The sequence below is a fragment of the Bacillus cereus group sp. MYBK14-1 genome (assembly GCF_051916885.1).
GTDB classification, from domain to species: Bacteria; Bacillota; Bacilli; order Bacillales; family Bacillaceae_G; genus Bacillus_A; species Bacillus_A cereus.
In genome coordinates, this window is sequence record NZ_JBQAHM010000001.1 from 1,068,922 (window position 1) to 1,095,041 (window position 26,120).

Sequence of the window (26,120 nt, forward strand, 5' to 3'; positions counted from 1 at the left end):
AAAATTCAGTGAAAGCTAAGGAATTAGGTGAGGAATCAACTGCTTGTTAAAGCCCGATTAGTTGAACTTTATGAGAACGATTTCATTCAGTTATTATAACAAGATTATTATTATTTACATAATAAATTGCCTAGAAAAAAGCATCTTGCTACTATTCATAGCAAGATGCCCTCTTTATTCTGGTCTTTTCTTCGTCCACGTTTCTACTACTTCACCAGTATCATTAACATCTAGCACAAGGCTACCATTACTATACCGGTCTTTATTTCGATACGCTTTCGGATCAATTTCTTCTACAATGTTTTTCTCTGTCTTCATGTAAACTAATTCATCGTCCCGAACGATTTCAATACCGACAATGCGGTACGGATTACGTTTTAATTCTTTGAAAATAACAAGACCTCGCTTCGCCCTCGTTGATTTCTCAATTTCTGATGCTTTTAGGCGTTTTACAGCACCGCGCTGTGTTACGAGAATAAGTTGATCTTTGTCACCATTTAACGGTTTACCAGAAGCGACATAGTCATCTTCTTTTAAATTAATTGCTTTCACTCCAGCAGCTCTTACACCGACTGGACTTACTTCCTCTTCATGGAAAATAAGTGCATATGCACCGTGTGTAGCAAGAACGATATCACTCGTTCCATCTGTCGCAAATATATCGACAACTTCATCATCTTTTTTCAAGTTTACAGCAACGAATGCTCTTGAATAACGCTGAACTTTATATTGATTTAATTCTGTTTTCTTTATCATACCATTTCTTGTTACAAATACGATAAATCGTTTTTCTTCCTCAAAGTTCGGTACAACCGTTGCCCAAATGATTGTTTCATCCCGGTCGAGTGAAACGATATTAGCAACGTGCTGACCTAAATCTTTCCAACGAATATCTGGCATTTCGTATACTGGCAGATATATATAGTTTCCTTTATTCGTAAATAAGAGGACTGTCTCTGTCGTATTCGTATCGAATCGTTCAAGTAAGATGTCACCCTCTTTCATACCGAAGTCTTTGCCGTTTGAGGCATTATGTGAGCGCCATCCAGTACGTTTCACATATCCTTCTTTCGTTACAGTAACGATGACATCTTCTTGTGGGATCATCACTTCTACATCGATTTTAATTTCCTCGATTTGATCTTCAATAATAGCGCGTCGATCATCACTATACGTTTTCTTAACTCTCTTTAAATCAGTTTTAATTACTTGAAGCAATCTTTTTTCACTTTGTAAAATTGCCTGTAGCTCAATAATTTTCTTATTAAGCTCATCTGCTTCTTCTTGTAACGCCGTAATGTCTGTATTCGTTAAGCGATATAATTGCAAGGAAACAATTGCTTCTGCCTGTGCTTCTGTAAAGCCAAATTTTGCACTTAAATTATCTTTCGCGTTACGTTTATCTTTTGAAGCTCGAATTGTCTCAATTACTTGGTCTAAAATCGATAATGCTTTCTTTAAACCTTCTACAATATGTTGACGATTTTCTGCTTTTCTTAATTCATATTGCGAACGTCTCGTAATAACCTCTTTTTGATGTCCAATATAAGCATCTAAAATTTTCGGTAATGTCATAAGTGTTGGACGACGATTATTGATCGCTACCATATTAAAGTTATATGGAATTTGCAAATCTGTATTTTTATATAAATAATTTAAAATACCTTCGGCGTTTGCTTCTTTCTTTAATTCAACAACAATTCGTAAACCAGTACGATCTGTCTCATCACGCACTTCAGCAATACCATCTAACTTTTTATCTAGACGTAATTCATCCATTTTCTTTACAAGGTTTGCCTTATTCACTTCGTAAGGAATTTCAGTGATTACAATTTGTTGTTTCCCACCACGCACTGTTTCAACTTCTGCTTTTCCGCGAATAATAATTTTACCTTTACCTGTTTCATACGCCTTTTTAATACCATCAATCCCCTGAATAATACCGCCTGTTGGGAAATCTGGTCCTTTCATAACTGTTAATAAATCATCAACAGTACTATTTGGCTTATCAATACGCATCATTGTAGCATCAATAACTTCTCCAAGATGATGCGGAGGAATTTCTGTTGCATAACCAGCGGAAATCCCTGTAGATCCGTTCACTAATAAATTCGGGAACGCTGCTGGTAATACAACTGGTTCTTCACTCGTATCATCAAAGTTTGATACGAATTCTACTGTTTCTTTATCAAGATCACGTAATAACTCAGATGCAATTGGTGATAAACGAGCTTCCGTATAACGCATTGCTGCTGCTGGATCCCCGTCAACACTACCGTTATTACCATGCATTTCAACTAAAACATTACGTACTTTCCAAGTTTGGCTTAAACGTACCATCGCCTCATATACAGAGGAATCACCATGTGGATGATAATTACCAATAACGTTACCGACTGTTTTAGCTGACTTACGGAACGCTTTATCATGTACATTACCTTCTACATACATAGAATATAAAATACGTCTTTGTACTGGCTTTAAGCCGTCACGCGCATCTGGAAGTGCACGATCTTGAATAATATATTTACTATAACGTGCAAAGCGATCACCTAACACGTCTTCAAGCGGGAGGTCATGAAACTTCTCTGCTTGCATGTTATTCCACCTCCGTCTCCATAATCATTTCATTTTCTAAAATATTTCCTTCTTCTTGCATACCAAACTGTACATTACGTTCAATCCATTTACGGCGCGGTTCTACTTTATCGCCCATTAACGTTGTAACGCGGCGCTCTGCCCTAGCTGCATCATCAATTTTCACGCGAATTAATGTACGCGTTTCAGGATTCATTGTTGTTTCCCATAATTGATCCGCATTCATTTCACCAAGTCCTTTATAACGTTGTAACATATAGCCTTTTCCAACTTTTTTAGTTACACCGTCTAATTCCTCATCTGACCAAGCGTATTCAATTACCTCACTCTTACCTTTTCCTTTACTTACTTTGTATAAAGGAGGAAGTGCGATAAATACTTTACCAGCTTCGATAAGTGGCTTCATATATCTGTAGAAGAACGTTAATAACAATACTTGAATATGAGCCCCATCCGTATCGGCATCGGTCATAATTACAACTTTATCGTAGTTAATATCTTCAACATCAAATTCATTTCCTACACCGCCGCCAATCGCATAAATGATTGTATTAATCTCTTCATTCTTAAAGATATCAGCAAGCTTTGCTTTTTCTGTATTAATTACTTTACCACGTAACGGTAATACGGCCTGGAAACGTCGGTCTCGTCCTTGTTTTGCAGAACCACCGGCAGAGTCACCCTCTACTAGGTATAGTTCATTTTTTTGCGGGTTACGTGATTGTGCAGGTGTTAATTTCCCGCTTAACGTACCTTCTGATTTTTTCTTCTTCTTACCACTACGCGCTTCTTCTCTTGCTTTACGGGCTGCTTCACGTGCTTGAGCTGCTTTAATTGCTTTTCTCACAAGAAGTGTAGCTACATCAGGATTTTCTTCTAAAAAGTATGCTAAATGCTCAGATACAATGGCATCAATTGAAGAACGCGCTTCACTTGTACCTAGTTTCCCCTTCGTTTGCCCTTCAAACTGAAGCACTTCTTCTGGTACACGTACCGAAACGATAGCCGCTACACCTTCACGAATATCTGTGCCTTCTAAGTTTTTATCTTTTTCTTTTAATAGTGCTACTTTACGAGCATACTCGTTAAACACACGCGTCATCGCTGTTTTAAATCCAGCTTCGTGTGTTCCACCATCTTTTGTACGTACGTTATTTACAAACGATAAAATGTTTTCTGAGTAGCCATCGTTAAATTGAAATGCTAGTTCTGCTTCAATTCCATTTTGTTCACCAGTGAAATATACAACTGGATGAATGGAATCTTTTTCTTCGTTTAAATAGGAAACAAAAGCTTCAATTCCCGTTTCATAATGAAATACATCCTCTAAATCATTTCGTTCATCTTTTATCGAGATTTTCATTCCTTTTAATAAGAATGCAGATTCACGTAATCTCTCACATAATGTTTCATAATTATAATTTGTTGTGCTGAAAATCGTTGTATCTGGTTTGAAATGCATCGTAGTACCAGACTCTTTCGTCTTCCCGATTTTCTCAAGCGTCGTTACAGGAACACCGCCATTTTCAAAGCGTTGTTCGTAAATATTTCCGTCACGCTTAATCGTTACGACTAACCATTCTGATAAGGCGTTTACAACCGATGCCCCAACACCGTGTAAACCACCACTCGTTTTGTAACCACCTTGACCAAACTTACCACCGGCATGAAGTACAGTTAAAATAACTTCAGGTGTAGGTTTCCCAAGTTTATGCATTCCCGTAGGCATTCCTCGCCCTTTATCTATAACGCTAATACTATTATCTTTATGTATTACGACTGAAATTTCGTCGCCAAATCCCGCTAACGCTTCGTCAACGGAGTTATCTACTATTTCATATACTAAATGATGCAATCCACGGCTGTCCGTGCTCCCGATATACATACCCGGGCGTTTTCGAACGGCTTCAAGTCCTTCTAACACTTGAATCGCATCTTCATTATATTGGAACTGATGCTTCGCCAAACTCCTTGCCCCTTTCCTAATCCAAAATCAGAACATATGTTTCTATTATAGAATAACGCCTCGACTATCGTTTTGGCAAGTTATCTTATCTCTTTTATATACCATTTTCAATAGAAAAATCCTTGTTTTCTCACAAGGATTCCTCTAGGCTACTATTTCAGAAAAATAATCGTTTGTCAACGAGAAATGGATATGTATTCCAAGATTACACATTCCAAACCTTTATTATGATCCAAATGATCAAGATCCAAAATGGGATTACAAATAACAATCCCCCAAAACAGCCTTTAAAAAATCTCATGATGAACACCTCGTTCATCGGCCCTACTTATCTATAATGAGGGCTGAATCAATCTTTCTACCTTTAAATCTATACTATTTTGTCATCGCATGTTCTACTTTAATACAACGATCCATTATTACAGTATAGTCTTTTTCTTTTAAAAGTTTATATGTATCCTCATCTTGTACTCCTAATTGTGCCCAAAAAACATCTGCATCAATCTCTACAAATTCTTTTGCAACATCCATTAAAAACTCTGAGCGACGAAATACATTTACAATGTCAACGTGTTCCTTAATATCCTTTAGTGAAGAAACTGCCTTTTCTCCGAGCACCTCATCTACTGTTGGATTAACTGGAATAATGCGGTATCCAGCATCTTGCATTGCTTTTGAAACCATATACGATGTACGTTCTGGCTTATCTGATAATCCAACAACCGCAATTGTTTTGCTTTTCTTTAACACTTCACCAATTTCCGTACGAGTTGGGTTTTCAATTGTCATAATTAATCCCTCCTATTCCTTTAGTATAGCCGATAAAGAAAGTCTCTTTCAATATGAAAGAGACTTTCTTTTATTTCGATTATTGATTCTTTGTAGCTGAATTATCTGCTAAAGTAGCCGATTTCGTCATTTTTTGACCGTTACGGTAGAATGTAACTTCTACTTTCTCGCCTACTTTTTTCTTTTCATATAAATATTTACGGAATTGAAGAGCATTCTCTACTTTTTGATTATCTAATGCTACTACAATATCATATTGCTCTAAACCAGCTTTTTCAGCTGGTGATATTGGGTAAATTTTACCTAATACAACGCCGTTTGTTACTTCTTTCGGTACTTTCAATTGATTGACTGCATAAGCTTGCACATCTTCTAGTGAAACAACACCTACTCCAAGAGCTGGACGTTTTACTACTCCATCTTTTTCAAGAGATTCAATAACTGGTTTTGCGATGTTAATTGGAATAGCAAATCCAATTCCTTCAACTTCTTGTTGTGCAATTTTACTTGAATTAATCCCAATTATTTCACCATTTTGGTTAAATAATGCACCACCACTATTACCTGGATTAATCGCTGCATCCGTTTGAATAACTTGTGCTTGCCAATCTGGTCGTTTATCCCCATCAATATCAACCGGAATTTCGCGTTCTTTACTACTGATTATACCTTCCGTTACACTTCCATCAAATCCAAGTGGATTACCGATTGCAATGGCTTTTTCACCCGCACGAAGTTTACTTGAATCACCTAAAGTGGCAACTTTATTTACATTAGATCCATCAATTTCAACAACCGCTAAGTCTAACCAAGGGTCCTTACCAACTAATTTCGCATCAACTTGCTTTCCGTCGCTCAGCTTCACAGCAAGTTTATTTGCTCCATCTACTACGTGGTTGTTTGTTACAATATATGCTTTATTTCCTGCTTTTTTATAAATAACACCTGATCCTGAACCGGCTTGTTGTTCTTGACCTGTCGGTTGCATTGCAAATGGATCAACACTTTGTTGCATATTAATAACACCTACAACAACATCTTTCGCCCCTTCAATCATACCAGGTAAATCAGTTTCATTTTTCGCTTTATTTACAACAGGAACTACAGTACCTTCTACTTTTGAATCCGAACTAAATGATGATACTGGCGCTCCATTATTTTGAGCCCATGGCATATATGGTGCTGCAAAACTAATCGAAACCGCTCCGACTACAGCTCCCACTAAACCTGTGAAGAAATAGCCTTTTTTACTACCTGATTTTCTCACTTCTCTCGTTTCACTATGCTCTTCATTTAAATTTGGTCCGTCGTAATATCCCATGTTTTATTTCCCCTCTCTGGTGAATTCGTATTTTCAGTATAGTCACGTTTTGTGTCCTTCTTGTGAACTCATCGTGAAATCCAATTAAAAAAATACACTTATCTAACATTGTAGACAAAAAAAGTATTTTTTGTACATTTTACCTTCAAAAGAGAGTATAAAATTACCATTTCCCTAGGCTAAATTACACAAATCGTTCTAGATTATTCTTCAAATTTATAACCAACTCGAATAACAGTACCGATATGCTTCGCTTTATCTCCTAGCTTATTTCGAAGTTTTTTAATATGGGTATCAACCGTTCGGTCATCACCGTAATAGTCATATCCCCATAACTGGTCTAATAAATGTTGACGTGATAACACAATTCCTTTGTTCTCCATTAAATACACAAGAAGTTCAAATTCTTTATGTGTCAATATAATTTCTTCTCCATCTACTAAAACAGTTCTAGATAGACGATTCACTTCTATTCCAGCTAAAGACATAGCATTTTCTTCCGCTACTCCTACCGCACCATCCGCACGTTTCAATAACGTCTTTGCACGAGCTACTAATACTTTCGGGCTAAATGGTTTCGTTACATACTCGTCTGCACCTAATTCGAAACCTAGCAATGTATCATCCTCATCCGAACGTGCTGTCAACATAATAATTGGTACTGCTGATTCTTTTCTAATTCTTCTACAAACAGACCATCCATCTATTTCCGGTAACATAATATCTAACATAATTAAATCAATTTCATGCTCTGCAAATAACTCTAGCGCTTTTTTTCCATCTTCTGCTTCGATTACTTCAAAGCCTTCATTACGAAAATAATCACTAACAATTTCACGTAATCTTCTTTCATCTTCAACAAGCAATACCGTTTTGTTCATATAATCTATCCCGCCTTTTTACTCTTTCAATCGAATAATACGTTGATTGGAGCTTCCGCGAAATGGAAGTGTTAAATCTTTTTCCTCAATTTCAAACCTTCCATCGACTAAAACATCCCCATAATGTAACAACTCTATCATATCATTATTTTGAGAACTCTGTATCTCTTCTAACGTATAACCTGTATACATCCATAGGTTTTTTTTCAAATCTTTCACGATTTTTGCTACCTTTTTCACTTCAGCAGCTTGAAAAAATGGATCTCCACCTGAAAATGTTACATCAGTTAATGGATTACTTGCAATCTCTTTCACAATTTCTTCTACTGTCATTTCCGTTCCGTTGCAAATATTCCACGATTTCGGATTATGGCAACCAACGCAACGATGCGGACAGCCCGCAAAAAACACGACTGTCCGCAATCCTTCTCCATCTACTACACTATCATGAATAATATTCATCACTTTCATTTATGTTTCACCCGATCTATCTCTTCACTACGTTTCGCACTATTCCACTTTGACATATCTCCTACAAGATAGCCTGTTATACGGCGAATTCTTTCTATATTAGCCTCATCTTCATTCCCGCAACTTGGACATTCATTCCCAATAACCCCGTGATAACTACAGCACTTACAACGGTCAACAGGATGATTAATTGAACCGTATCCAACGCCATGTTCTGCCATGGCTTGTACAATTTGTTTTAATGCCTTTTTGTTATGCATTGCTGCTCCGTCTAGTTCAATATAAGTAATGTGTCCTCCATTACAGAGAGCATGGAACGGGCCTTCTAAACGGATTTTATTTATCGCTTGAATGTTATAATAAACTGGAATATGGAATGAATTCGTATAGTAATTATGGTTCGTTATGCCGCCAATCACGCCAAATTCTTCTCTATCTTTTTTCACAAACTTCCCTGATAATCCTTCTGCTGGAGTTGCAATTACTGAGAAATTCAGTTGATGTTCTTCTGTCGCTTTATCCATTCTATCTCTCATAAAGGAAATAATTTCATACCCAAGTTTCCATGATTCTTCATCTTCCCCATGATGCTTTCCTGTTAAAGCTACTAAACATTCCGCAAGACCGATAAAACCAATACTTAACGTCCCTTGTTTTAAAATCGAGGCTACGGAGTCTTCAGGCTGCAACGTTTCTCCACCACGCCATACACCTTGTGAATATAAAAACTGAAAATCTCTTGCTCGCTTCGTACATTGATACGCATATCTTTCTAATAGCTGCTTAATTCCTAAATCTAAATAATAGTTTAGCGCTTCAAAAAACGCTTCTTTTGAACCACTAATTAACGCTAATTTCACTAAATTAATAGACGTAAATGATAAATTCCCTCTACCAATCGCTGTTTCTTCTCCATGTATATTAGACATAACACGGGTACGACATCCCATGTAACATACTTCACTTTCTGGTCTTCCATCATAATGCACTGCATTAAACGGAGCATCTAAAAATGAAAAGTTAGGGAATAATCGCTCTGCGGTTGTCTCTAATGCTAATTCAAATAAATCGTAGTTCGGATCACTTTCTTCAAAATTCACACCTTTTTTCATCTTGAAAATTTGAATCGGAAAAATCGGTGTCTCTCCTTTACCAAGTCCAGCTTGTGTCGCTTTTAAAAGTTGTTTAATTAACATTCTTCCTTCTTTTGATGTATCTGTTCCGTAATTAATAGAAATAAACGGTACTTGTCCTCCGCCCCTACTATGCATACTATTCGAATTATGAACGAAAGCCTCACACGCTTGATACGTATCATTTTCCGTTTCTTTCCATGCAAATTCTTCTATTTGTTCTTTCGTAAGCGGATATGATTGTAATCGTTTTTTATGTCTCTCAATTGTTTTTCGTACATAAGGTGCTAAATCAATATCAAAGAGTGCAAACGATTGACCACCATGCTGCATATTTTGATTCGCTTGAAAAATAATAGACGAAAGAGCCAATGCACTTTTAATGTCTTGCGGTTGTCTCATATGTCCATGTCCAGTATGAAAACCGTTAGCAAGCATTTGCGCTAACGGAATTTGTGAACAAGTCGTCGTTCCTGTTGCATAAAAATCTAAATCATGTGGATATAATATATTTTCATTTATCGCTTTTTTCACTTGATCTGACAATAAATTCTCAACAGCATAATATTTTGCACTCTCAGATGCGAACGTTCCCATTACGCCCATTGGAGAGCGGCCGTCTACATTTGCATTTTCTTGCATCAAATCTTGTTCATTGCCGTGGACTATTGTCTCAAACACTTTCATTAATTCTTCTTCTCCACGTGTATTATTTTGTAACATTTATAACCCTCCACCAATATGTTGTTATCTTTTGATTAAAATGTTACTACATATAGTCTTACTGTTTCTGTGAGAAATGTAACATTACTGTGAAATTTTTTTCACGAAATAATGAATTTTTCATTTACAAAAAAGAAATGTGCTCTTTACAAATGTATGGTACAATATACGGGAAAAACTCTTTTTACCCTTTATCAACACATTTGAATAAAGGAGACTGAACTTATGGTTACTACATATCTTTTATTTATCGTTGCCTACTTACTTGGCTCGATTCCATTTGCACTAGTTGTTGGAAAAATCGGCTACGGAATCGATATTCGTGAGCACGGGAGCGGTAATCTAGGCGGAACAAACACATTCCGCACATTAGGGAAAAAAGCAGGTTTTACCGTTACAATTGCTGACATTTTAAAAGGGACATTAGCAACAAGTCTACCAATGATTTTCGGATTAGATATTCATCCACTATGGTTCGGGTTAGCGGCTGTTCTTGGACATGTCTATCCAATCTTCGCGAAATTCCGCGGTGGTAAAGCAGTTGCAACTTCTGCTGGGGTGCTATTATGCTATTCACCAGTTGTTTTTGCAATATTGGCTGTTGTATTTTTCACCCTTTTATTTACAACAAGATACGTATCACTTTCTTCTATGGTAACAGCAGTTGTTGCTGTTATTGCATCCATTGTTAGCGGGGATAAAATCTTCATTATTGCGATGTGTTTATTAGCAGGTATGGTTATTTATAAACACCGTGCAAATATCGGACGAATTATAAATAAAACTGAACCAAAAGCAAACTTTTCAAAAAAGCAAAAATAAGATCGTAACCCACATAACGCAAAAAGAAAACGTGAAGCATATTAATAGCGTCTTTTTGCGTTATTTTTTATACTAAAGAAAAAGCAACATAATTTGGAGGAACTATACATGAATCTTTCCGTAACAAAAGAAGCAGCACAATGGTATAAAAATGAATTAAACTTACAATCAAATGAAACACTACGCTTTTTCGTACAATACGGTGGTTGCAGTACTGTGCAAAAAGGACTTTCTTTAGGTATTCGTAAAGATGACCCTGCACATCCTGCTGTTCAAATTCAAGAAGAAGGTATTAACTTCTTTATTGAAGGCGATGATGAATGGTTCTTCGATGGACATAATTTATCTGTTACACTTAACGAAGGTGACGACTTCCCACAATTTAATTATGAAAAATAAAAAAACGTGGCTTCTGCCACGCTTTTTTATTTTTTCTTAATTTCCTCATATTTCGCATACCACTCAGGATATAACTTTTTAAATGATACAGGGCGGAACCCTTCTTTTTTCGCACAAATATTCGTCGTACTTGCAGTAATACAAAGTTCACCATCACCATTATATATTTCATATCCATATACAACGCGAAGTGGGCTCACAGTATCTACCCATGTTTTTACGATTGCTTTTTCTCCGTAACGCATCGCTTTACGGTATGAAATTTGTAAATCTAACACAGGAGAAATAATTCCTTCTTTCTCCATTTCAACATATGAAAAACCTAAATCTTGTATAAGTTTCGTGCGACCTAACTCAAGCCACACTAAGTAGTTTGAATGGTAAACAACACCCATTTGATCTGTTTCCGCATAACGGATTTCAACTTCATGTTCTGCTACAAACATATGTATATTCGCCTTCTTTCACTTCTGCTACCTTGCATACATTTAATCATAATACAGTAACATCAAAAATAAAATAAAAACAGTGAATCTTTTACTGAAAGGAGCCAGCATATGATTCAAATTGTAACTGTTCGTAGTGGTGATAGCGTATATAGCTTGGCATCAAAATATGGATCAACACCTGACGAAATAGTAAAAGACAATGGATTAAATCCAGCTGAAACGCTCGTGGTTGGTCAGGCACTTATCGTTAATACGAAAGGGAATAATTATTATGTACAGCCTGGTGACAGCCTATATCGAATTTCTCAAACATATAATGTCCCCCTCGCTAGTTTAGCTAAAGTTAATAATTTATCTTTAAAATCTATTCTCCATGTCGGACAACAATTATACGTACCAAAAGGTACAAAACGAGCTGTAGAATCCATCGCTTATTTACAACCTTCCACTATACCGATTAAAGAGAGTTTAGTTAATGCTACACGTGCCATCAATCCATTTTTAACATACTTAGCTTATTTTAGTTTTGAGGCAAAAAGAGATGGCACATTAAAAGAACCTACTGAAACAGCTAAAATCGCTAATATTGCAACGCAGGGTAAAACAATCCCTATGCTCGTTATTACAAATATTGAAAATGGTAATTTCAGTGCCGATCTAACATCAGTTTTTTTACGCGACGCAACGATTCAAAACAAATTTATTACAAACATTTTGCAAACAGCTGAGAAATATGGCATGCGAGACATTCATTTCGATTTCGAGAGTGTAGCACCTGAAGACCGCGAAGCGTATAATCGTTTTTTACGAAATGTAAAAACACGCTTACCTAGCGGGTACACATTGAGCACAACTCTCGTACCGAAAACAAGTTCAAATCAAAAGGGAAAATTTTTCGAAGCTCACGATTATAAAGCGCAAGGGCAAATTGTTGATTTCGTCGTCATTATGACATATGACTGGGGATGGCAGGGCGGGCCACCGATGGCAATTTCTCCTATCGGTCCGGTGAAAGAAGTACTTCAATATGCAAAATCTCAAATGCCTCCCCAAAAAATTATGATGGGGCAAAATTTATACGGGTTTGATTGGAAGCTTCCATTTAAACAAGGAAACCCACCCGCAAAAGCAATTAGCTCTGTCGCAGCTGTTGCACTAGCTCGTAAATATAATGTCCCTATTCGTTATGATTTCACAGCCCAAGCTCCTCATTTTAATTATTTTGATGAAAACGGCGTGCAACACGAAGTTTGGTTTGAAGATTCACGGTCTGTTCAAAGTAAATTCAATTTAATGAAAGAACAAGGTATAGGTGGTATTAGTTACTGGAAAATCGGTTTACCATTCCCACAAAATTGGCGTTTACTCGTTGAAAATTTTACGATTACGAAAAAGGGCTGACAAAAGTCAGCCCTTTTTGTACATTTTGTTAAGATTCATCTTTGATTTCACTTTTTAATGAGTCAATACTTTCTAAACGTCTTTGATTTTTTGCTTCAATAGCAGCACGATCTTTTTCATTAGAAAGTTCCGCTGTTTCTTTTGCTTCATTAAAGTTATCAACTGTATTTTGCACCATTTCTTGTAACTTTTCAGCGTTGTCACTTCGATTATCTGGATTTGGCATGTACTTCCCTCCTAATATTGTATATACACACCATCTTAAATTACCTATCTTTCCTCAAATTTATACATAAAAAAGGAGAATGTAATATTCTCCTTTTCTTTAACCATTATCAACAATCGGTTGTTTACCTGTTTGATCTTGCATTTGCTTTCCTTTATTTCCACCAGCTTTTTTCGATTGTGTTCCAATATGATTTGGTGCAAAGTCTTTTGAATTTTTTTTCGGATTACCCATTACTATCGCCTCCTTAACACTAGTATCGTACTAGTGTTAAGAATTATTCAGCTTGCTTAAAAAGTTTCATTTCATAACGTTTTTCAATGCGCTCTTCAATGCGATCAATTGCATCACGATCGCTTAATAATTGTTGTTTATTTTCATTTACAAGTTCTTCAAACGATTTACGGCGACTTCTTCTCATGTTGTTCACCCTCTCTCCTTCGCTTTCTTATTACATAGTATGAGCAAACAAAAAACTCTTTAATCAGATTTGCAAGAAAATTTTATGTTTTAGTACTCCTAAAAAAACTCCGTGTACAATATATTGCACACGGAGTTTTTTATACCATAATATTTAAATACTCTTTCAACTTTTCATCTGCATTCATTTCATTTTCTTTATAATCATGAAGCGCCTGTAATACAAAATCATACTGCTCTAAAATATAACTTTCTAATTTCATAACATCCTCTAAGCTATTAAGCATAATTCTCGTATTACCAACTTCACTTTTTAACGCCGGTTCACATTTTAAACTTGTACATATTTCTTTCACATCTTCTTCTAATATCTCTGTTAATACATATTTCTTTCGTCCTTTTACCTTTAATCTCATAACTGGATAAAAAGCTTTTATATCTAAATAACTTCCTACGTTCATACAACGTAGCCATTCTACATTACGTTTATTACATGCAAGTATTTCTTTCACCGCTTCATATACCGCAGTTTCATCAAGCATAGCCTTATTTACTTTTCGTTTCCCTTCTTCTTCAATAGCTGCACACTTTTGATAAACAGCAGCACACGTAATGCAATCGTCAAATGCATTATGAGAGCTTAAACGAATTCCAAGCATTCGTTTTAACGTTTCAAGTTTATGATTAGGCGCATGCTTCATGTATTTCTTCGCTAAAAATACAGTATCAATTACTTTATTTTTAGGTTCAGGCAACCCAAGCATATTTACATTACTTTTCAAAAAGCGCATATCAAAAGAAGCATTATGAGCCACAATAACATTTGTATGTAAAAATGCTAAAAATAAAGGTAACACTTCTTCAATCGTCGGTGCATCTGAAACGCGATAATTGGTAATACCTGTTAAACTCGTTATTCGGTCCGGAATTGGCCGCTCTGGATTCACGTATGAAACAAATTGATCTACCAGTTCATGATTACGATATTTCACCGCTGCAACTTGAATAATTTTATCATTATAAGGGTTAAATCCTGTTGTTTCAAAATCAATTACAACATAATCTAACGGTAAGGATACATTCCCCACTCCATACACTCCTTTATCTCTAAACGTTTATATTTCTTACATCATATCATGAAGTTATTACTACTTGAAAAAGAAAAGGCAGAAATGGGAACTCTCCACCTCTACCTTTTCACCATTATTTTAATTTAGCAACCCTTTTCTCCATCTCTTTTTGCGTCATCGGCCCAATAAACTTATCTTGAATGACACCTTTTGTATCTATAAAATACGAAGTTGGAATCGTAATTACTTTATACGCTGTTGTCACATCAATGTTCTTGTCCAATAAAACAGGAAAAGTAATTCCTTTTTCTTTAATAAAATTGCTTACCTTTTCTTCCCCCCCACCTTTTTCTGAAGGCGTATAATTGATTGCTAAAATTTCTACGTTTTCTTTATGTTCTTTATAGAAAGCCTCCATATCAGGCATTTCTTGCTGACATGGTCCACACCACGTAGCCCAAAAGTTTAAAATTACTTTCTTTCCTTTTAAATCCGATAACTTTACATTTGTCCCATCTAACTTAGTTAATTCAAAGTCTGGTGCGCTCTTCCCTATCTCAATACCATTCCTTGCGATAATCTCTTTCATCACAGCTTCACTTTTTTCTTGCTTCACTTTTACCGCCTGCTCTTTATTACCAAACTGTTCATAAGCTGCATATCCCGCTAAACAAAGTAACACTACAATAATCGTAAGCTTCCGCCACATTTTATATCACCCTAACGTATTATCTTCTTTTAACACATTCATCAAAATACTATATATCTTATTTTAGCTTATACAGACAAGCTTGGAAATATTCACATTCTAAATAATCAGAATTTTTATAACTGTGATGAAATATTTACCTTTCCATCATATAATTAGAAATAAATAGAATATTTTACAATGAAAGGAGCTCTCATGAATTTATTTGAAAAAATACTTCTATATATTCTTAGTTTTATATTTTCCCCAATCGGAATTATCACATGGATTATCTCACTATTTAGTAAAGACCCTGAAAAAAAACAAGTTGGACGTATTTGTCTCTATATCGCATTAATCTCATTTATCCTTTGGGCAGGCCTCGGCATTATTACTTTTTTCACGATGACTACCATTACTACTATAGAATAGTTATAGAAAGGATGATTATTTTGGGAGAACACCCTATCACCAAAGAGCTACGCTATATACGAATATGCTTAGTTATTTTAGTAATCGTTCTTTTATTTTTCAACAGTGAAAAAGTCGTTGAAATTTCTACAAATCATGATTCCATAGAAAATGTTCCCACCAGTAATATGACACAAATTGCGGAAAATACATTCGCTATTCAAGAATATAATCCATTACTAAGTAGCGAACATACAATTAAGATTTTCAAATATAATCCATATACAAATCAACTTACTCTCGTCAAAGAAGTTAATTCTAGTGATCCGAATTCTTATACTTATCAACTTAATGAGAACGAATAAAGTGAAACTTTAATCAGCCCTCACCAATCGGGCTGCCCGGCAAATAGCTGAATAAAGATAAGGGCATTACATATCTCTTATCTTTTTGTTTGCAACTCTTTGTACAATGAGTTGCAATTTAATAATTCTCTAGGATTCCCACATTCCACAATAGTCCCATTCTTTATGACAACAACACAATCTGCTATCATCGCTCTCTCTACATCATGTGTTGCCACAATTCTCGTTACATCTCTTCCTATCCCTTCAATCATATTCCAAACCAGTTCTTGATTGCCTGGATCTAACCCAGCCGTCGGTTCATCTAAAATAATAAGAGTTGGATTTGATACAATCGCTCGCAATAATGCGAGACGTTTTCTTTCGCCTCCTGAAAGCTCTTCACCGCTTTTATGTAGCACAGTTTGACTCCCTTCAGGTAACCCTCTAATAATCGGCGTTACATTTATAAGTTCACTATTTTTTTCTAACTGATTTTCTAAACACTCTTCCCCGAAATACAAATTCTCTGTTATCGTCGTTCGGAAAAAACGTGGTTCTTGCCAAACTGTAGTCATACGAGCTTCATTACCATAATAAGCAATGCTACCGTTAGATGGTTTATACAAGCCCGTTATTAACTTTAAAAGCGTTGTTTTTCCTGCACCGCTTTCTCCCACAATAATAACGAGTTCACCAGGACGAATTTGCAAATCAATATTATGAATTCTGCATTTCTCTTCGTCATTCTCCTGAAATGAAACATTTGTTATCCTGATACCCATCGCTCTTTCTACATTGTTATCTGCTGCTCGTTTATTTAAAAAGCAAAAAGTTCTATTTGCCGAAGCGACTGCAACTTGTGTCATTATTAATAAATCGCCTACATAACGGACAGGGAAAAAGAGCATCTCAATTGTCGCTAACACTGCAATGAGTGAACCAACTTCTATTTCTCCCCTCATTATTTTTTGTGCACCTATAATGAGAACAAGGATATATGCTCCTGTTTCAATCACCGTTCCAACTACTCCAATACAATGTTGCATCATCGTCTTCTTTACTTCCGATTTATACGATTGTGCCGTTACTCTTTTAAATAAGCGAATTGCCCATTTTTCTTTTTGTAAACTCCGCAAATCTTGTATTCCCTTTACAAACTGTGACACCATCTCTACAACACTTGAGTGATTTTTTTGAGCAACGCTTGCGATATTTCTTACCTTTTCCCCAAACAACATCGGAACCGTTGCACTTAAAAATAAAAACGGAGTTATCCACAATATGAACTGTATATCTATATGTTGTAGTGCTATGAACGCACCTATAAATTGCGCAATGGCATGTATATATTCTATTAATATAGAGCCATATAACCTGACCCAGTTCGGAATATCAGACACGACCAAAGTTTCTAACTCTCCTTGCTTAATCTTCTCACTCTCTTCAAACGGTAATGAGAAATAGTGACGCAATAATTCTATACGTTTCGTTTGTAATATACGTTGACTCGCTTTTGAACTTATATAATCAAATAAAAGATTGTTCGCCCACATTAAAAAGCGACTACCCGCAAACAAAGCTATATATAAATACGCACCTTTTAGCTCTCTTTGAATAAGATTGTCTACAATTAATCCCATGAAAATTGGGCGTGATAAATTTAAAATGGCAGCAATTATCCCACTACATACAGCTGCTATTACTAATATTTTTTCTTTCTGTAACGGTAACAAAATTCTTTTATATTCTTTCATGACGTTTCCTCCATTTTTTCACAGTAAAAAGAAAGGGATGAAACCAAATGGTTTCATCCCTTTCCATAAAATAAGGAAGCTAACAGTTGTTAGCTTCCTTCTCGTTCATTTCAATTATTTAGTTTGACACTTTTGACTCTTCAATTTTCTCACGAAGAACCATTTGCAGAATACCACCGTGACGGTAGTAATCAATTTCAACTTCACTATCGAAACGAGCTACTACTTCAAATTGTTTTTCGTTGCCATCTAAATCAGTTGCAACTACTTTTACAAGATCACGTGGTCTAACTGATTTGTCGATTTGAATTTCAAATGACTCGTTACCAACAAGACCTAACGTTTCAGCACTTTCGCCATCTTTAAATTGAAGTGGTAATACACCCATTAACACTAAGTTACTGCGGTGAATACGTTCGAAGCTTTCTGCGATTACTGCTTTAATACCTAATAAGTTAGTACCTTTCGCAGCCCAGTCACGAGAACTTCCCATACCATAATCTTTACCAGCAACAACTAGAAGACCTGTGCCATCTTCTTTATATTTCATAGCAGCATCATAGATTGATGTTACTTCACCAGTCGGCCAGTATGTTGTATATCCGCCTTCTGTTCCTGGTGCAATTTGGTTTTTAATACGGATGTTCGCGAATGTACCACGCATCATAACTTCATGGTTACCACGACGAGAACCGTAAGAGTTAAAGTCAACTGGTTGTACGCCGTTTTCTAATAAGTAGCGTCCAGCTGGTGTGTGCTTACCGATTGAACCTGCTGGTGAAATGTGGTCTGTCGTTACAGAGTCACCAAATTTACCAACTACGCGTAAGCCTGATAACGTTTCAACTTCACCTGGCTCTTTAGATAAACCTTCAAAGAATGGTGGGTTTTGAATGTATGTTGAATCATTATCCCAAGTATATAAAGCTTCGTTTGAAGTTTGGATTTCATTCCAACGCTCATTGCTATTAAATACTTGTGCATATTCTTTCTTGAACAGCTCAGATGTAACAACGCTTTGAACTACATCTTCAATTTCTTTAGCTGATGGCCAAATATCGTTGAAGTAAACAGCATTACCATTTGCATCTTTACCGATTTCATCATTTTTCAGGTCAATATCAACAGTACCTGCAAGTGCATATGCCACAACAAGTGGTGGTGATGCTAAGTAGTTCGCTTTTACAAGTGGATGAATACGACCTTCAAAGTTACGGTTACCAGATAAAACAGATGTTACTAATAAGTCGTTTGCTGCGATTGCTTCTTCTAATTCTGGCGCTAATGGACCAGAGTTACCGATACAAGTCGTACAGCCGTAACCAACTGTTTGGAAACCTAATTGGTCTAAATATGTTGTTAAACCTGATTTATCTAAGTACTCAGTAACAACTTTAGATCCTGGTGCTAATGATGTTTTTACGTACTCAGGTACTACAAGTCCTTTTTCAATTGCTTTCTTCGCAACTAGACCTGCTCCAATTAATACGTATGGGTTTGATGTATTTGTACAGCTTGTAATTGCTGCGATTGCAATTGCACCTGTTTTCATCGTTACTTCTTTATCTTCTAATGTAACCTTCACTTCTTTATCGAACTCTTGCTCATTAAATCCAAGTCCTTGTGTTCCAACTGGTGCTACAACAGCTTTGTGGAACGCATCTTTCATATCTGAAAGTGGAATTAAATCTTGTGGGCGTTTCGGTCCAGAAAGGTTAGATTCAATTGTATTTAAATCAATTTCAACAAGATCAGTGTAAATTGGATCTTTGCTGTCTGCTGTATAGAATAAGCCGTTCGCTTTACAGTATTCTTCAACAACGCGAATTTGTTCTTCATCTCTACCTGTTAAACGTAAGTATTCTAATGAAATATCATCGATTGGGAAGAATCCACAAGTTGCGCCATATTCTGGTGCCATGTTTGAAATTGTTGCACGGTCAGCTAAAGGCATGCTCTTTAGTCCATTACCGAAGAACTCAACGAATTTACCAACTACACCTTTTTGACGTAATACTTGTGTTACTTTTAATGCAACGTCAGTTGCTGTAGTACCACTTGGAAGTGTACCAGTTAATTTTACACCGATTACTTCAGGTACTGGGAAGTATGAAGGCTGTCCAAGCATTCCTGCTTCTGCTTCAATACCACCAACGCCCCAACCAAGAACGCCGATACCGTTAATCATTGTTGTATGTGAGTCTGTTCCAACTAATGAATCTGGGTATGCAACTAAGTCACCTTCAGCATTTTTCACCGCGTGAACAACTGGTGCTAAATATTCAAGGTTTACTTGGTGTACAATACCTGTAGCTGGTGGAACTGCGCGGTAGTTATCAAATGATTTTTGTGCCCAGCTTAAAAATTTATAACGTTCTTCATTACGTTTAAACTCTAAGTCCATGTTGAATGCAAGCGCGTCTGCCGTACCCGCTCTATCAACCTGTACAGAGTGATCGATTACAAGGTCTACAGTAATTTCCGGATTAATTTTATCAGGATCCCCACCCATGTCTGCCATTGCTTTACGAAGCGAAGCCAAATCAACAACAGCTGGAACACCAGTGAAATCTTGTAAAATTACACGAGATGGTTTAAATGGAACATCGATATCTTGCACATCTTTCGTTCCCCATTTCGCTAAATTTGTAACATGCTCTTCTGTGATTACACGTCCGTCTACTTGACGAAGTACTGATTCAAGTAAAACTTTCACGGAATATGGTAATTGAGATACGTTGCCAACCCCTGCGTTTTCAAGCGCTTTCAAATCATAATAATGATACGTTTTTCCATCTACTTCAAAAGTTGCGCGTGATTGAAATGGATTATGTTTGACCATTATGTTTCCCCCCTGTTAAACGTGACTAAGTTGTCTGAATATAAAATGTAGACAAACTTTTCAATACCTTACGATAATATCTTATTACAACTTTCTAAATAAGTAAATAATAAGAAACTTATAGATTATCATAAGTTTTCTTTATGTTTCTAAATTTGAATAGTGTTCATGTTCCTTATGAATACTATTACCATAAAGTAAAGTGCTCTATTAGCGCTTTCTTTACAGTTCATACATACTATGAACTGCTCATCATGCAACTTACAAAAAAAGTTATAGAGGTGAAATAAAATGGGTAAAAGAAAAGCAAATCATACTATTTCAGGAATGAATGCGGCATCTGCACAAGGACAAGGTGCTGGTTATAACGAAGAGTTTGCAAATGAAAACTTAACTGCTGCAGAACGACAAAATAATAAGAAACGCAAAAAGAACCAGTAACGAAAAATCCCAAAAGGAGCATTCACCTTTTGGGATTTTTTCTAATGTTTATAACGTAACAATTCCGAAACCGTTACAAATCGATAGCCCTGCTTTTTCAGTTCAGGTAAAATTTTTGCTAGCGCTGCTACTGTTTGACTACGATTATTTCCCCCATCATGTAACAATACAATATCACCACTTTTTGCATTTTTCACTACATGATTTACAATGGATTCAACCCCTGGATTTGCCCAATCACGTGGATCTTGATGCCACGACCATAGAACAGTTTGATAACCAGCTTCTTTCGCTGTTTTAAATACAGCATCGTTAATATATCCACCCGGTGGACGGAATAGCAAAGGTTCTTTCACCCATTTTTCGAAAAATTTCTTTCCATCTAAAATATCATTTTCTAATTTTTCATCTGATGAATTACTCGCATACAAATGATTCATCGTATGATTTCCAATTTCATGTCCCTCTTTTAACACTTGTTTCACTAAATATGGATTACGCTGAACCCGAAATCCAATCATAAAAAATGTCGCTTCTGCTTTATATTGACGTAATAAATTTAAAATTTGTGGTGTATAAGTTGGATCCGGTCCATCATCAAATGTAATAGCAATAATCTTTTCATTATTAGGTACTTCCCATGTTACATAGCCAGTTGGTTCTAGCTCTTTTCTGAGCAACATTTTCGCTTCCACTTTTTCAACTTGAAATATATGTACTGCGCATAATAAAGAAAAAACGAGTAGAAAAATTTTCTGTTTTAGCATAATATTCGTTAAAGTAATGAGGTTGTCGAATACACAACAACCTCATTTACTTTTCTAATTGATCTACATGCTGCATAATATTTTGAAGGTTATTTTCGTATTGCTCAAGTTGTGGGCGTTGTGTTTCTGAAGCTACTTCTAGTGCATTTTGAATTTGTTCATACGCTTCCTGAACCTCTTGGCGTAATTCTTTTAAATCATGACCGTAGTTTGGATCATTTTTTACAATGTTGTTAAATGCATTTTCTGCTTGTGTAACACCTTGCTGAGCTGCTTGGAACGCTTGTTGTTTATCTTTATGATATGGCATTATATAATCCCCTTTCCATAATAGTTAGTCCCATTTATCTTTACCTTTTTTTCTAAAAACATTCTCGTATAAATTTGCAAACTTCTCTCATTCTAAAGAGGAAGAGGAGGTGTCACATACAATGGGAAAAAACAATCGTGAAGCGAAAGAAAAAAAAGGACAACCTGAACCATTAAGCGGATCTCATAAAGTAAAAAACCGTAACCATTCACGCCAAAAACATCATGCGCATCATGATATGTAAAACAAAAAGTGCACACTAGCTATCTTTTCCACATACAATGTTTATATTTTTCCATTTATTCTTCACCCCTACTTCATTCATGCATAACATAGTATGAATTGAGATTTTACGGAGGGTGTCTTACATGGGCAAGAAAAAGAAGGATTGTCTTTTTCATGTTGATGGTTTCGAAGAATGGATGGATCAATTTTGTTCTGACTCTTGTAGTAACTTTAGTTTCCCAAATCAAATTCATATTGACCTTTGCGAAACGGAACAAGAATACATTTTGGAAACAGATGTACCAAATGTAACTGAACAAAATGTAGTCATTAAAAAGATGAAGACAGGCCTAACCATTTGCATACTTCATAATAATATTTCTTTACAGCGGATCATTCCTTTACCCGATAATATTATTTATAAGAAGATGCTAGCCTGCTTAGAAAATGGATATTTAGCCATTCATATTTCCAAAAATGAAGTTGCTGATAAGCATGAAAAGAAAGTTCTTTTTTTAAATTAAGAGTTAATATAATACACACTAAGCCCCAGTTGGTTACTGGGGCTTATGTTATTTCGCATGCATTTCTATATTAGAATTTCTATCATATCTTTTTTTCGATAAACCTTTTGTAACTAAAAGCACAGGAAATGCCACAGTTGAAAATATAGCTAGTGCTGAAAATATTGCAAACCCATTTTGGTACCCGTAGTAATCGAGAAGTACTCCTCCAAACCACGGACCTATTACTGCTCCAATTCCCGAGAAACCCATCGCACCGAAGTATGTTCCTTTTAGATGCGCAACAGCAATATCATCAATAAATATATCCGTCATTGAAAACATTAAGACTTCTCCAATTGTAAAAATAATTGTACAGACGGCAGCACCTAGCATAGATTCTACTACTCCAAATCCAAACAATCCTCCGCTCACAAATAAAGTTCCAACCATAATGGATGCTAATGGTGTGTATTTTTTGCACATTTGAATAACAGGGTATTGGATAATCACTACAACAATTGCATTTAAAGCGAGCATATATGAGAATAGCTTCACTCCATCCTCAAATATATGTGCATTTGCAAAATATTGAGATACTGTCGTCGTTAAATGTGAAAAACCGCAATTACTCAAAATAATACCGACTAAAGCAACTAAAAATACTATATCTTTTCGCAATATACGCATTGCATTTAACATTGTAACAGGTTTTTCTGTACTCACTTTCTTTTTTTCCATTGGATACTTCTTAAATTGGAACGCTAATATAGCTGTATATAGAATATATACCCCAGCTGCTACTAAAAAAGGAATTGTTGATTTTGCACTTCCAATCTGTAATCCAACAATTGGTCCAATAGCAACTCCAACATTTATTGCACCGTATCGTAAGTTATAGACGAGTAACAGATACTCAGGCTTTGTTAAATCTGATAATAATGCTCTTGATGTTGGCTCAAAAAACGACCTACATAATCCATTTAAAGCGTTTAATAAAAAGAAACTTAAAACATGATCCGCAAGTGAAAAACCTATAAACACAAAAATCCAAACGATCATGGACCAGAGCATAATCGTTTTCCGGCCAAATCGATCTGATAAATTCCCTCCGATAAAACTAGCAAAAACACCAACAAGTGCACTCGTTCCGATAATAGCACCAGTCATTCCAGCTGATACACCTTTAACAGTCGTTAAATAAATCGCTAAAAAAGGGATACTCATTGAAGTTGCAAACCTAGCAAACAATGTCCCTAAAATAATACTCATTCCAAGCGGATGAATATGCTGTAGCTTCCCCTTCATCGTTAAACCTACTCTCTCTATTTTCACAAAAAAAGAAAGCAAAGGATCTGCTTTCTTTTCCTTTTTCTATACTTGAGCTGTTGATACCCGAGTTGTTCTCGTTATGTCCATATCAATTCCATATGTGAACTGTAATTCTTTACACACATCTTTAATTAAGATTGCGACATTATACTTTTCATTAAATTGTAAAACTATGTTTTCTACTTCTTCATATGTATACTTATATTCCCCTGTAATGACACTTTTTAGATCAAAGCATTCGTTAATACAAAGTTGTACAAGTAGCTGGTCATATTTCTCTATTACATCTTCTTTCTTCCAAAGTAACTCTTTTACATATAACCGATCAAACTTCACACTTTCTCGATTACAATCCGTTAAAATCCGGGTCATTTCATTTAATTCTCGATATAATTCAGAAATATTTCTGCTTAAACTAAGCAGTTTATCTACGCCGTTTTCATATAACATATTCATTCCACCCCCGCATTTTCTTTTTCTTATTATAGCAAGAAAATTCTAAAAATAGTTTCTTTCTTCTGAAATATTAGGAAACTAATTTCAATTGCTTTACAATGAAACTAGTTAATGCGAGAGGAGAAAGAAAATTGGAGCACAAATTATATTACACTGACGCTTATAAGCAAGACTTTACTACTAAAATTATAAAGCAAGATTATGATAAAGACGGTAACTTATACGTTGTTTTGAATGAAACAGCATTTTATCCGACAGGTGGCGGACAACCATATGATACTGGTACATTAAATGATATCAATGTAATCAATGTAGAAGAGATAAACGGAGAAATTCGTCATTACATTGCAGAACAATTACATACAGAAGACATAGAAGGTAAAATCAATTGGGAGCGCCGTTTTGATCATATGCAGCAACATGCGGCTCAGCACATTTTATCTGCTGCCTTTTGGGACCATTTTAACATGCCTACAATTGGATTCCATCTTGGTAAAGAAACAGTAACAATTGATTTAGAAACAGAAAATCTTCATGCAGAAACGGTTGAAAAAGCAATACAAATTGCAAACAAAATTGTTTTTGAAAACCATCCAATCCGCATCCAGTGGATGAACTTAGAAGAAGCGAAAAGGTTGCCCCTTCGTAAAGAACCGACTATGACAGAAAATATACGCGTTGTTATGATCGAAAACTTTGACTACAACGGCTGTGGTGGAACGCATCCGAAACGAACTGGTGAAGTTGGTCCTATTCAAGTACTAGGATGGGAGCGCAATAAAGGTGGTATACGCTTAACGTTTATCGCTGGCTGGCGCACACTTAAATTAATAGGGCAGCAACAACAAATTATGAAGAATGTTTCCAAACAATTAAGCAGTAGCGAAACTGATATTCCAACAAAAGTGGCGCAACTGCTTACTTCTCAAAAAGAAAACGAAAAAGCAATACAAACAATGAATGAAAAATTATTATTTGCAGAGGCAAATGAACTACTTCAACACCCTACGGAAATACATGCCGGCATACTTATTTCTAAAGTATTTACAAATCGTTCTATGCAAGAAATTGCAAAGCTTTCCGCTATTATTACAGAACAACAAGAGCAAGCAATTACGTATTTCGTCATCGAAAATGATGACAAACTACAATGTATTCTCGCTTGCGGAAAATCAGTATCACTCGATATGAATGCTCTTTTAAAAGACGCTCTTCCTACAATCGAAGGAAAAGGTGGCGGAAATAAGAAGAGTGCTCGCGGTGGCGGGAAAGCAATTATGAGCGGAGATGAATTTTTAAATCAGCTTGTTTCTTCTTTACAGTCAGCAGTTTAAAACATGTTATGAAGGATAGCGAACGGCTATCCTTCCCCTAT

Annotated in this window: 28 protein-coding genes; 9 read left to right on the plus strand and 19 right to left on the minus strand. The window is 35.9% G+C overall.

All coding sequences use genetic code 11. The features are described 5' to 3' along the window. Nucleotides 1-174 precede the first annotated feature (174 nt). The 7 genes from parC to ACTFR3_RS05450 form a co-directional block, all read right to left on the minus strand. Entirely contained in the window at nucleotides 175-2,598 is a 2,424-nt protein-coding gene (parC, locus tag ACTFR3_RS05420) for a DNA topoisomerase IV subunit A (RefSeq protein WP_001147464.1), read from the minus strand. A gap of 1 nt (nucleotide 2,599) precedes the next feature. Next, nucleotides 2,600-4,564 (minus strand): DNA topoisomerase IV subunit B, encoded by a 1,965-nt coding sequence (gene parE / locus ACTFR3_RS05425; RefSeq protein WP_001062202.1) that lies wholly within the window; start codon nucleotides 4,562-4,564, stop codon nucleotides 2,600-2,602. Nucleotides 4,565-4,939: 375 nt separating this feature from the next. Beyond that, on the minus strand, nucleotides 4,940-5,353 hold the full coding sequence (locus ACTFR3_RS05430; protein WP_000151390.1) for a CoA-binding protein: 414 nt from the start codon (nucleotides 5,351-5,353) through the stop codon (nucleotides 4,940-4,942). A gap of 79 nt (nucleotides 5,354-5,432) precedes the next feature. Further along, nucleotides 5,433-6,674, minus strand: a complete 1,242-nt coding sequence (locus tag ACTFR3_RS05435; RefSeq protein ID WP_000542646.1) for a S1C family serine protease — start codon at nucleotides 6,672-6,674, stop codon at nucleotides 5,433-5,435. A 203-nt stretch (nucleotides 6,675-6,877) separates the two neighbouring features. Continuing rightward, complete coding sequence (locus tag ACTFR3_RS05440; protein ID WP_001044679.1) at nucleotides 6,878-7,555, minus strand: response regulator transcription factor; 678 nt, start codon at nucleotides 7,553-7,555, stop codon at nucleotides 6,878-6,880. 18 nt (nucleotides 7,556-7,573) lie between these two features. Further along, a complete protein-coding gene (gene nrdG / locus ACTFR3_RS05445; protein ID WP_000867076.1) occupies nucleotides 7,574-8,026 on the minus strand; it encodes an anaerobic ribonucleoside-triphosphate reductase activating protein in 453 nt (150 codons plus the stop codon). Beyond that, nucleotides 8,023-9,882 carry an anaerobic ribonucleoside triphosphate reductase gene (locus ACTFR3_RS05450; protein WP_000940069.1) on the minus strand — a complete coding sequence of 620 codons (1,860 nt, stop codon included), beginning with the start codon at nucleotides 9,880-9,882 and terminating at the stop codon, nucleotides 8,023-8,025. The genes nrdG and ACTFR3_RS05450 overlap by 4 nt, the downstream gene beginning before the upstream one ends. A gap of 225 nt (nucleotides 9,883-10,107) precedes the next feature. Between ACTFR3_RS05450 and plsY the strand changes: the two genes are divergently transcribed. Continuing rightward, nucleotides 10,108-10,704 (plus strand): glycerol-3-phosphate 1-O-acyltransferase PlsY, encoded by a 597-nt coding sequence (gene plsY, locus ACTFR3_RS05455; protein ID WP_000258974.1) that lies wholly within the window; start codon nucleotides 10,108-10,110, stop codon nucleotides 10,702-10,704. A 108-nt stretch (nucleotides 10,705-10,812) separates the two neighbouring features. Beyond that, nucleotides 10,813-11,103, plus strand: coding sequence for a HesB/YadR/YfhF family protein (locus ACTFR3_RS05460; protein WP_001054453.1), 291 nt, complete (start codon nucleotides 10,813-10,815; stop codon nucleotides 11,101-11,103). Nucleotides 11,104-11,129: 26 nt separating this feature from the next. On the opposite strand, the gene ACTFR3_RS05465 is transcribed toward ACTFR3_RS05460, so the two are convergent. Continuing rightward, complete coding sequence (locus ACTFR3_RS05465; protein WP_000495812.1) at nucleotides 11,130-11,549, minus strand: acyl-CoA thioesterase; 420 nt, start codon at nucleotides 11,547-11,549, stop codon at nucleotides 11,130-11,132. A gap of 111 nt (nucleotides 11,550-11,660) precedes the next feature. Between ACTFR3_RS05465 and ACTFR3_RS05470 the strand changes: the two genes are divergently transcribed. After that, nucleotides 11,661-12,953, plus strand: coding sequence for a glycosyl hydrolase family 18 protein (locus ACTFR3_RS05470; protein WP_440044235.1), 1,293 nt, complete (start codon nucleotides 11,661-11,663; stop codon nucleotides 12,951-12,953). A gap of 28 nt (nucleotides 12,954-12,981) precedes the next feature. Here ACTFR3_RS05470 and tlp read toward each other — a convergent pair whose 3' ends face one another. From tlp to ACTFR3_RS05495, 5 genes are all read right to left on the minus strand, one after another. Further along, nucleotides 12,982-13,179: a small acid-soluble spore protein Tlp gene (tlp, locus tag ACTFR3_RS05475; protein ID WP_001133511.1), complete on the minus strand. Its 198-nt coding sequence runs from the start codon at nucleotides 13,177-13,179 to the stop codon at nucleotides 12,982-12,984. 99 nt (nucleotides 13,180-13,278) lie between these two features. Further along, a complete protein-coding gene (gene sspN / locus ACTFR3_RS05480; RefSeq protein ID WP_000527987.1) occupies nucleotides 13,279-13,413 on the minus strand; it encodes an acid-soluble spore protein SspN in 135 nt (44 codons plus the stop codon). 43 nt (nucleotides 13,414-13,456) lie between these two features. Then, nucleotides 13,457-13,600: an FbpB family small basic protein gene (locus ACTFR3_RS05485; protein ID WP_001254699.1), complete on the minus strand. Its 144-nt coding sequence runs from the start codon at nucleotides 13,598-13,600 to the stop codon at nucleotides 13,457-13,459. Nucleotides 13,601-13,739: 139 nt separating this feature from the next. Then, nucleotides 13,740-14,687: a 3'-5' exonuclease gene (locus ACTFR3_RS05490; protein ID WP_000528755.1), complete on the minus strand. Its 948-nt coding sequence runs from the start codon at nucleotides 14,685-14,687 to the stop codon at nucleotides 13,740-13,742. 115 nt (nucleotides 14,688-14,802) lie between these two features. Then, on the minus strand, nucleotides 14,803-15,378 hold the full coding sequence (locus ACTFR3_RS05495) for a redoxin domain-containing protein (RefSeq protein WP_006917475.1): 576 nt from the start codon (nucleotides 15,376-15,378) through the stop codon (nucleotides 14,803-14,805). 195 nt (nucleotides 15,379-15,573) lie between these two features. Between ACTFR3_RS05495 and ACTFR3_RS05500 the strand changes: the two genes are divergently transcribed. Next, nucleotides 15,574-15,789 carry a hypothetical protein gene (locus ACTFR3_RS05500; protein ID WP_001047912.1) on the plus strand — a complete coding sequence of 72 codons (216 nt, stop codon included), beginning with the start codon at nucleotides 15,574-15,576 and terminating at the stop codon, nucleotides 15,787-15,789. An 11-nt stretch (nucleotides 15,790-15,800) separates the two neighbouring features. Next, complete coding sequence (locus ACTFR3_RS05505; protein WP_080016357.1) at nucleotides 15,801-16,133, plus strand: YmzC family protein; 333 nt, start codon at nucleotides 15,801-15,803, stop codon at nucleotides 16,131-16,133. 77 nt (nucleotides 16,134-16,210) lie between these two features. On the opposite strand, the gene ACTFR3_RS05510 is transcribed toward ACTFR3_RS05505, so the two are convergent. Together ACTFR3_RS05510 and acnA are read right to left on the minus strand one after the other, a co-directional pair. Then, the gene (locus tag ACTFR3_RS05510; protein WP_372467990.1) at nucleotides 16,211-17,869 is read right to left on the minus strand and encodes an ABC transporter ATP-binding protein; all 1,659 of its coding nucleotides are present in this window, start codon (nucleotides 17,867-17,869) and stop codon (nucleotides 16,211-16,213) included. A 118-nt stretch (nucleotides 17,870-17,987) separates the two neighbouring features. Beyond that, nucleotides 17,988-20,711 carry an aconitate hydratase AcnA gene (gene acnA / locus ACTFR3_RS05515; RefSeq protein ID WP_000238564.1) on the minus strand — a complete coding sequence of 908 codons (2,724 nt, stop codon included), beginning with the start codon at nucleotides 20,709-20,711 and terminating at the stop codon, nucleotides 17,988-17,990. A gap of 291 nt (nucleotides 20,712-21,002) precedes the next feature. Here acnA and sspO point away from each other — a divergent pair, with 291 nt between their 5' ends. Continuing rightward, complete coding sequence (gene sspO, locus ACTFR3_RS05520) at nucleotides 21,003-21,152, plus strand: acid-soluble spore protein SspO (protein WP_000518051.1); 150 nt, start codon at nucleotides 21,003-21,005, stop codon at nucleotides 21,150-21,152. Nucleotides 21,153-21,193: 41 nt separating this feature from the next. Here the strand turns inward: sspO and pdaB are convergent, their stop codons facing one another. Beyond that, the gene (pdaB, locus tag ACTFR3_RS05525; RefSeq protein WP_002041622.1) at nucleotides 21,194-21,919 is read right to left on the minus strand and encodes a polysaccharide deacetylase family sporulation protein PdaB; all 726 of its coding nucleotides are present in this window, start codon (nucleotides 21,917-21,919) and stop codon (nucleotides 21,194-21,196) included. Between the two features lie 46 nt (nucleotides 21,920-21,965). Next, nucleotides 21,966-22,229: a hypothetical protein gene (locus tag ACTFR3_RS05530; protein ID WP_001146294.1), complete on the minus strand. Its 264-nt coding sequence runs from the start codon at nucleotides 22,227-22,229 to the stop codon at nucleotides 21,966-21,968. Nucleotides 22,230-22,350: 121 nt separating this feature from the next. On the opposite strand from ACTFR3_RS05530, the gene ACTFR3_RS05535 reads away from it, so the two are divergent. Next, nucleotides 22,351-22,473 carry a small acid-soluble spore protein P gene (locus tag ACTFR3_RS05535; RefSeq protein WP_000517649.1) on the plus strand — a complete coding sequence of 41 codons (123 nt, stop codon included), beginning with the start codon at nucleotides 22,351-22,353 and terminating at the stop codon, nucleotides 22,471-22,473. Between the two features lie 124 nt (nucleotides 22,474-22,597). Next, a complete protein-coding gene (locus tag ACTFR3_RS05540) occupies nucleotides 22,598-22,978 on the plus strand; it encodes an Hsp20 family protein (RefSeq protein ID WP_000516747.1) in 381 nt (126 codons plus the stop codon). A 48-nt stretch (nucleotides 22,979-23,026) separates the two neighbouring features. On the opposite strand, the gene ACTFR3_RS05545 is transcribed toward ACTFR3_RS05540, so the two are convergent. After that, nucleotides 23,027-24,265, minus strand: a complete 1,239-nt coding sequence (locus ACTFR3_RS05545; RefSeq protein ID WP_440044236.1) for an MDR family MFS transporter — start codon at nucleotides 24,263-24,265, stop codon at nucleotides 23,027-23,029. A gap of 66 nt (nucleotides 24,266-24,331) precedes the next feature. Beyond that, a complete protein-coding gene (locus ACTFR3_RS05550) occupies nucleotides 24,332-24,739 on the minus strand; it encodes a hypothetical protein (RefSeq protein ID WP_000965149.1) in 408 nt (135 codons plus the stop codon). Nucleotides 24,740-24,876: 137 nt separating this feature from the next. On the opposite strand from ACTFR3_RS05550, the gene ACTFR3_RS05555 reads away from it, so the two are divergent. Continuing rightward, on the plus strand, nucleotides 24,877-26,079 hold the full coding sequence (locus tag ACTFR3_RS05555; RefSeq protein ID WP_017656351.1) for a serine-tRNA(Ala) deacylase AlaX: 1,203 nt from the start codon (nucleotides 24,877-24,879) through the stop codon (nucleotides 26,077-26,079). The last annotated feature ends 41 nt before the right edge of the window (nucleotides 26,080-26,120 follow it).

Coding starts and splice junctions, on each gene's coding strand:
- parC (WP_001147464.1), bottom strand. CDS start 2,598: ATGCAAGCAGAGAAGTTTCATGACCTCCCGCTTGAAGACGTGTTAGGT.
- ACTFR3_RS05430 (WP_000151390.1), bottom strand. CDS start 5,353: ATGACAATTGAAAACCCAACTCGTACGGAAATTGGTGAAGTGTTAAAG.
- ACTFR3_RS05435 (WP_000542646.1), bottom strand. CDS start 6,674: ATGGGATATTACGACGGACCAAATTTAAATGAAGAGCATAGTGAAACG.
- ACTFR3_RS05440 (WP_001044679.1), bottom strand. CDS start 7,555: ATGAACAAAACGGTATTGCTTGTTGAAGATGAAAGAAGATTACGTGAA.
- nrdG (WP_000867076.1), bottom strand. CDS start 8,026: ATGAAAGTGATGAATATTATTCATGATAGTGTAGTAGATGGAGAAGGA.
- ACTFR3_RS05450 (WP_000940069.1), bottom strand. CDS start 9,882: ATGTTACAAAATAATACACGTGGAGAAGAAGAATTAATGAAAGTGTTT.
- plsY (WP_000258974.1), top strand. CDS start 10,108: ATGGTTACTACATATCTTTTATTTATCGTTGCCTACTTACTTGGCTCG.
- ACTFR3_RS05460 (WP_001054453.1), top strand. CDS start 10,813: ATGAATCTTTCCGTAACAAAAGAAGCAGCACAATGGTATAAAAATGAA.
- ACTFR3_RS05465 (WP_000495812.1), bottom strand. CDS start 11,549: ATGTTTGTAGCAGAACATGAAGTTGAAATCCGTTATGCGGAAACAGAT.
- ACTFR3_RS05470 (WP_440044235.1), top strand. CDS start 11,661: ATGATTCAAATTGTAACTGTTCGTAGTGGTGATAGCGTATATAGCTTG.
- tlp (WP_001133511.1), bottom strand. CDS start 13,179: ATGCCAAATCCAGATAATCGAAGTGACAACGCTGAAAAGTTACAAGAA.
- sspN (WP_000527987.1), bottom strand. CDS start 13,413: ATGGGTAATCCGAAAAAAAATTCAAAAGACTTTGCACCAAATCATATT.
- ACTFR3_RS05485 (WP_001254699.1), bottom strand. CDS start 13,600: ATGAGAAGAAGTCGCCGTAAATCGTTTGAAGAACTTGTAAATGAAAAT.
- ACTFR3_RS05495 (WP_006917475.1), bottom strand. CDS start 15,378: ATGTGGCGGAAGCTTACGATTATTGTAGTGTTACTTTGTTTAGCGGGA.
- ACTFR3_RS05500 (WP_001047912.1), top strand. CDS start 15,574: ATGAATTTATTTGAAAAAATACTTCTATATATTCTTAGTTTTATATTT.
- ACTFR3_RS05505 (WP_080016357.1), top strand. CDS start 15,801: ATGATTATTTTGGGAGAACACCCTATCACCAAAGAGCTACGCTATATA.
- ACTFR3_RS05510 (WP_372467990.1), bottom strand. CDS start 17,869: ATGAAAGAATATAAAAGAATTTTGTTACCGTTACAGAAAGAAAAAATA.
- acnA (WP_000238564.1), bottom strand. CDS start 20,711: ATGGTCAAACATAATCCATTTCAATCACGCGCAACTTTTGAAGTAGAT.
- sspO (WP_000518051.1), top strand. CDS start 21,003: ATGGGTAAAAGAAAAGCAAATCATACTATTTCAGGAATGAATGCGGCA.
- pdaB (WP_002041622.1), bottom strand. CDS start 21,919: ATGCTAAAACAGAAAATTTTTCTACTCGTTTTTTCTTTATTATGCGCA.
- ACTFR3_RS05530 (WP_001146294.1), bottom strand. CDS start 22,229: ATGCCATATCATAAAGATAAACAACAAGCGTTCCAAGCAGCTCAGCAA.
- ACTFR3_RS05535 (WP_000517649.1), top strand. CDS start 22,351: ATGGGAAAAAACAATCGTGAAGCGAAAGAAAAAAAAGGACAACCTGAA.
- ACTFR3_RS05540 (WP_000516747.1), top strand. CDS start 22,598: ATGGGCAAGAAAAAGAAGGATTGTCTTTTTCATGTTGATGGTTTCGAA.
- ACTFR3_RS05545 (WP_440044236.1), bottom strand. CDS start 24,265: ATGAAGGGGAAGCTACAGCATATTCATCCGCTTGGAATGAGTATTATT.
- ACTFR3_RS05550 (WP_000965149.1), bottom strand. CDS start 24,739: ATGTTATATGAAAACGGCGTAGATAAACTGCTTAGTTTAAGCAGAAAT.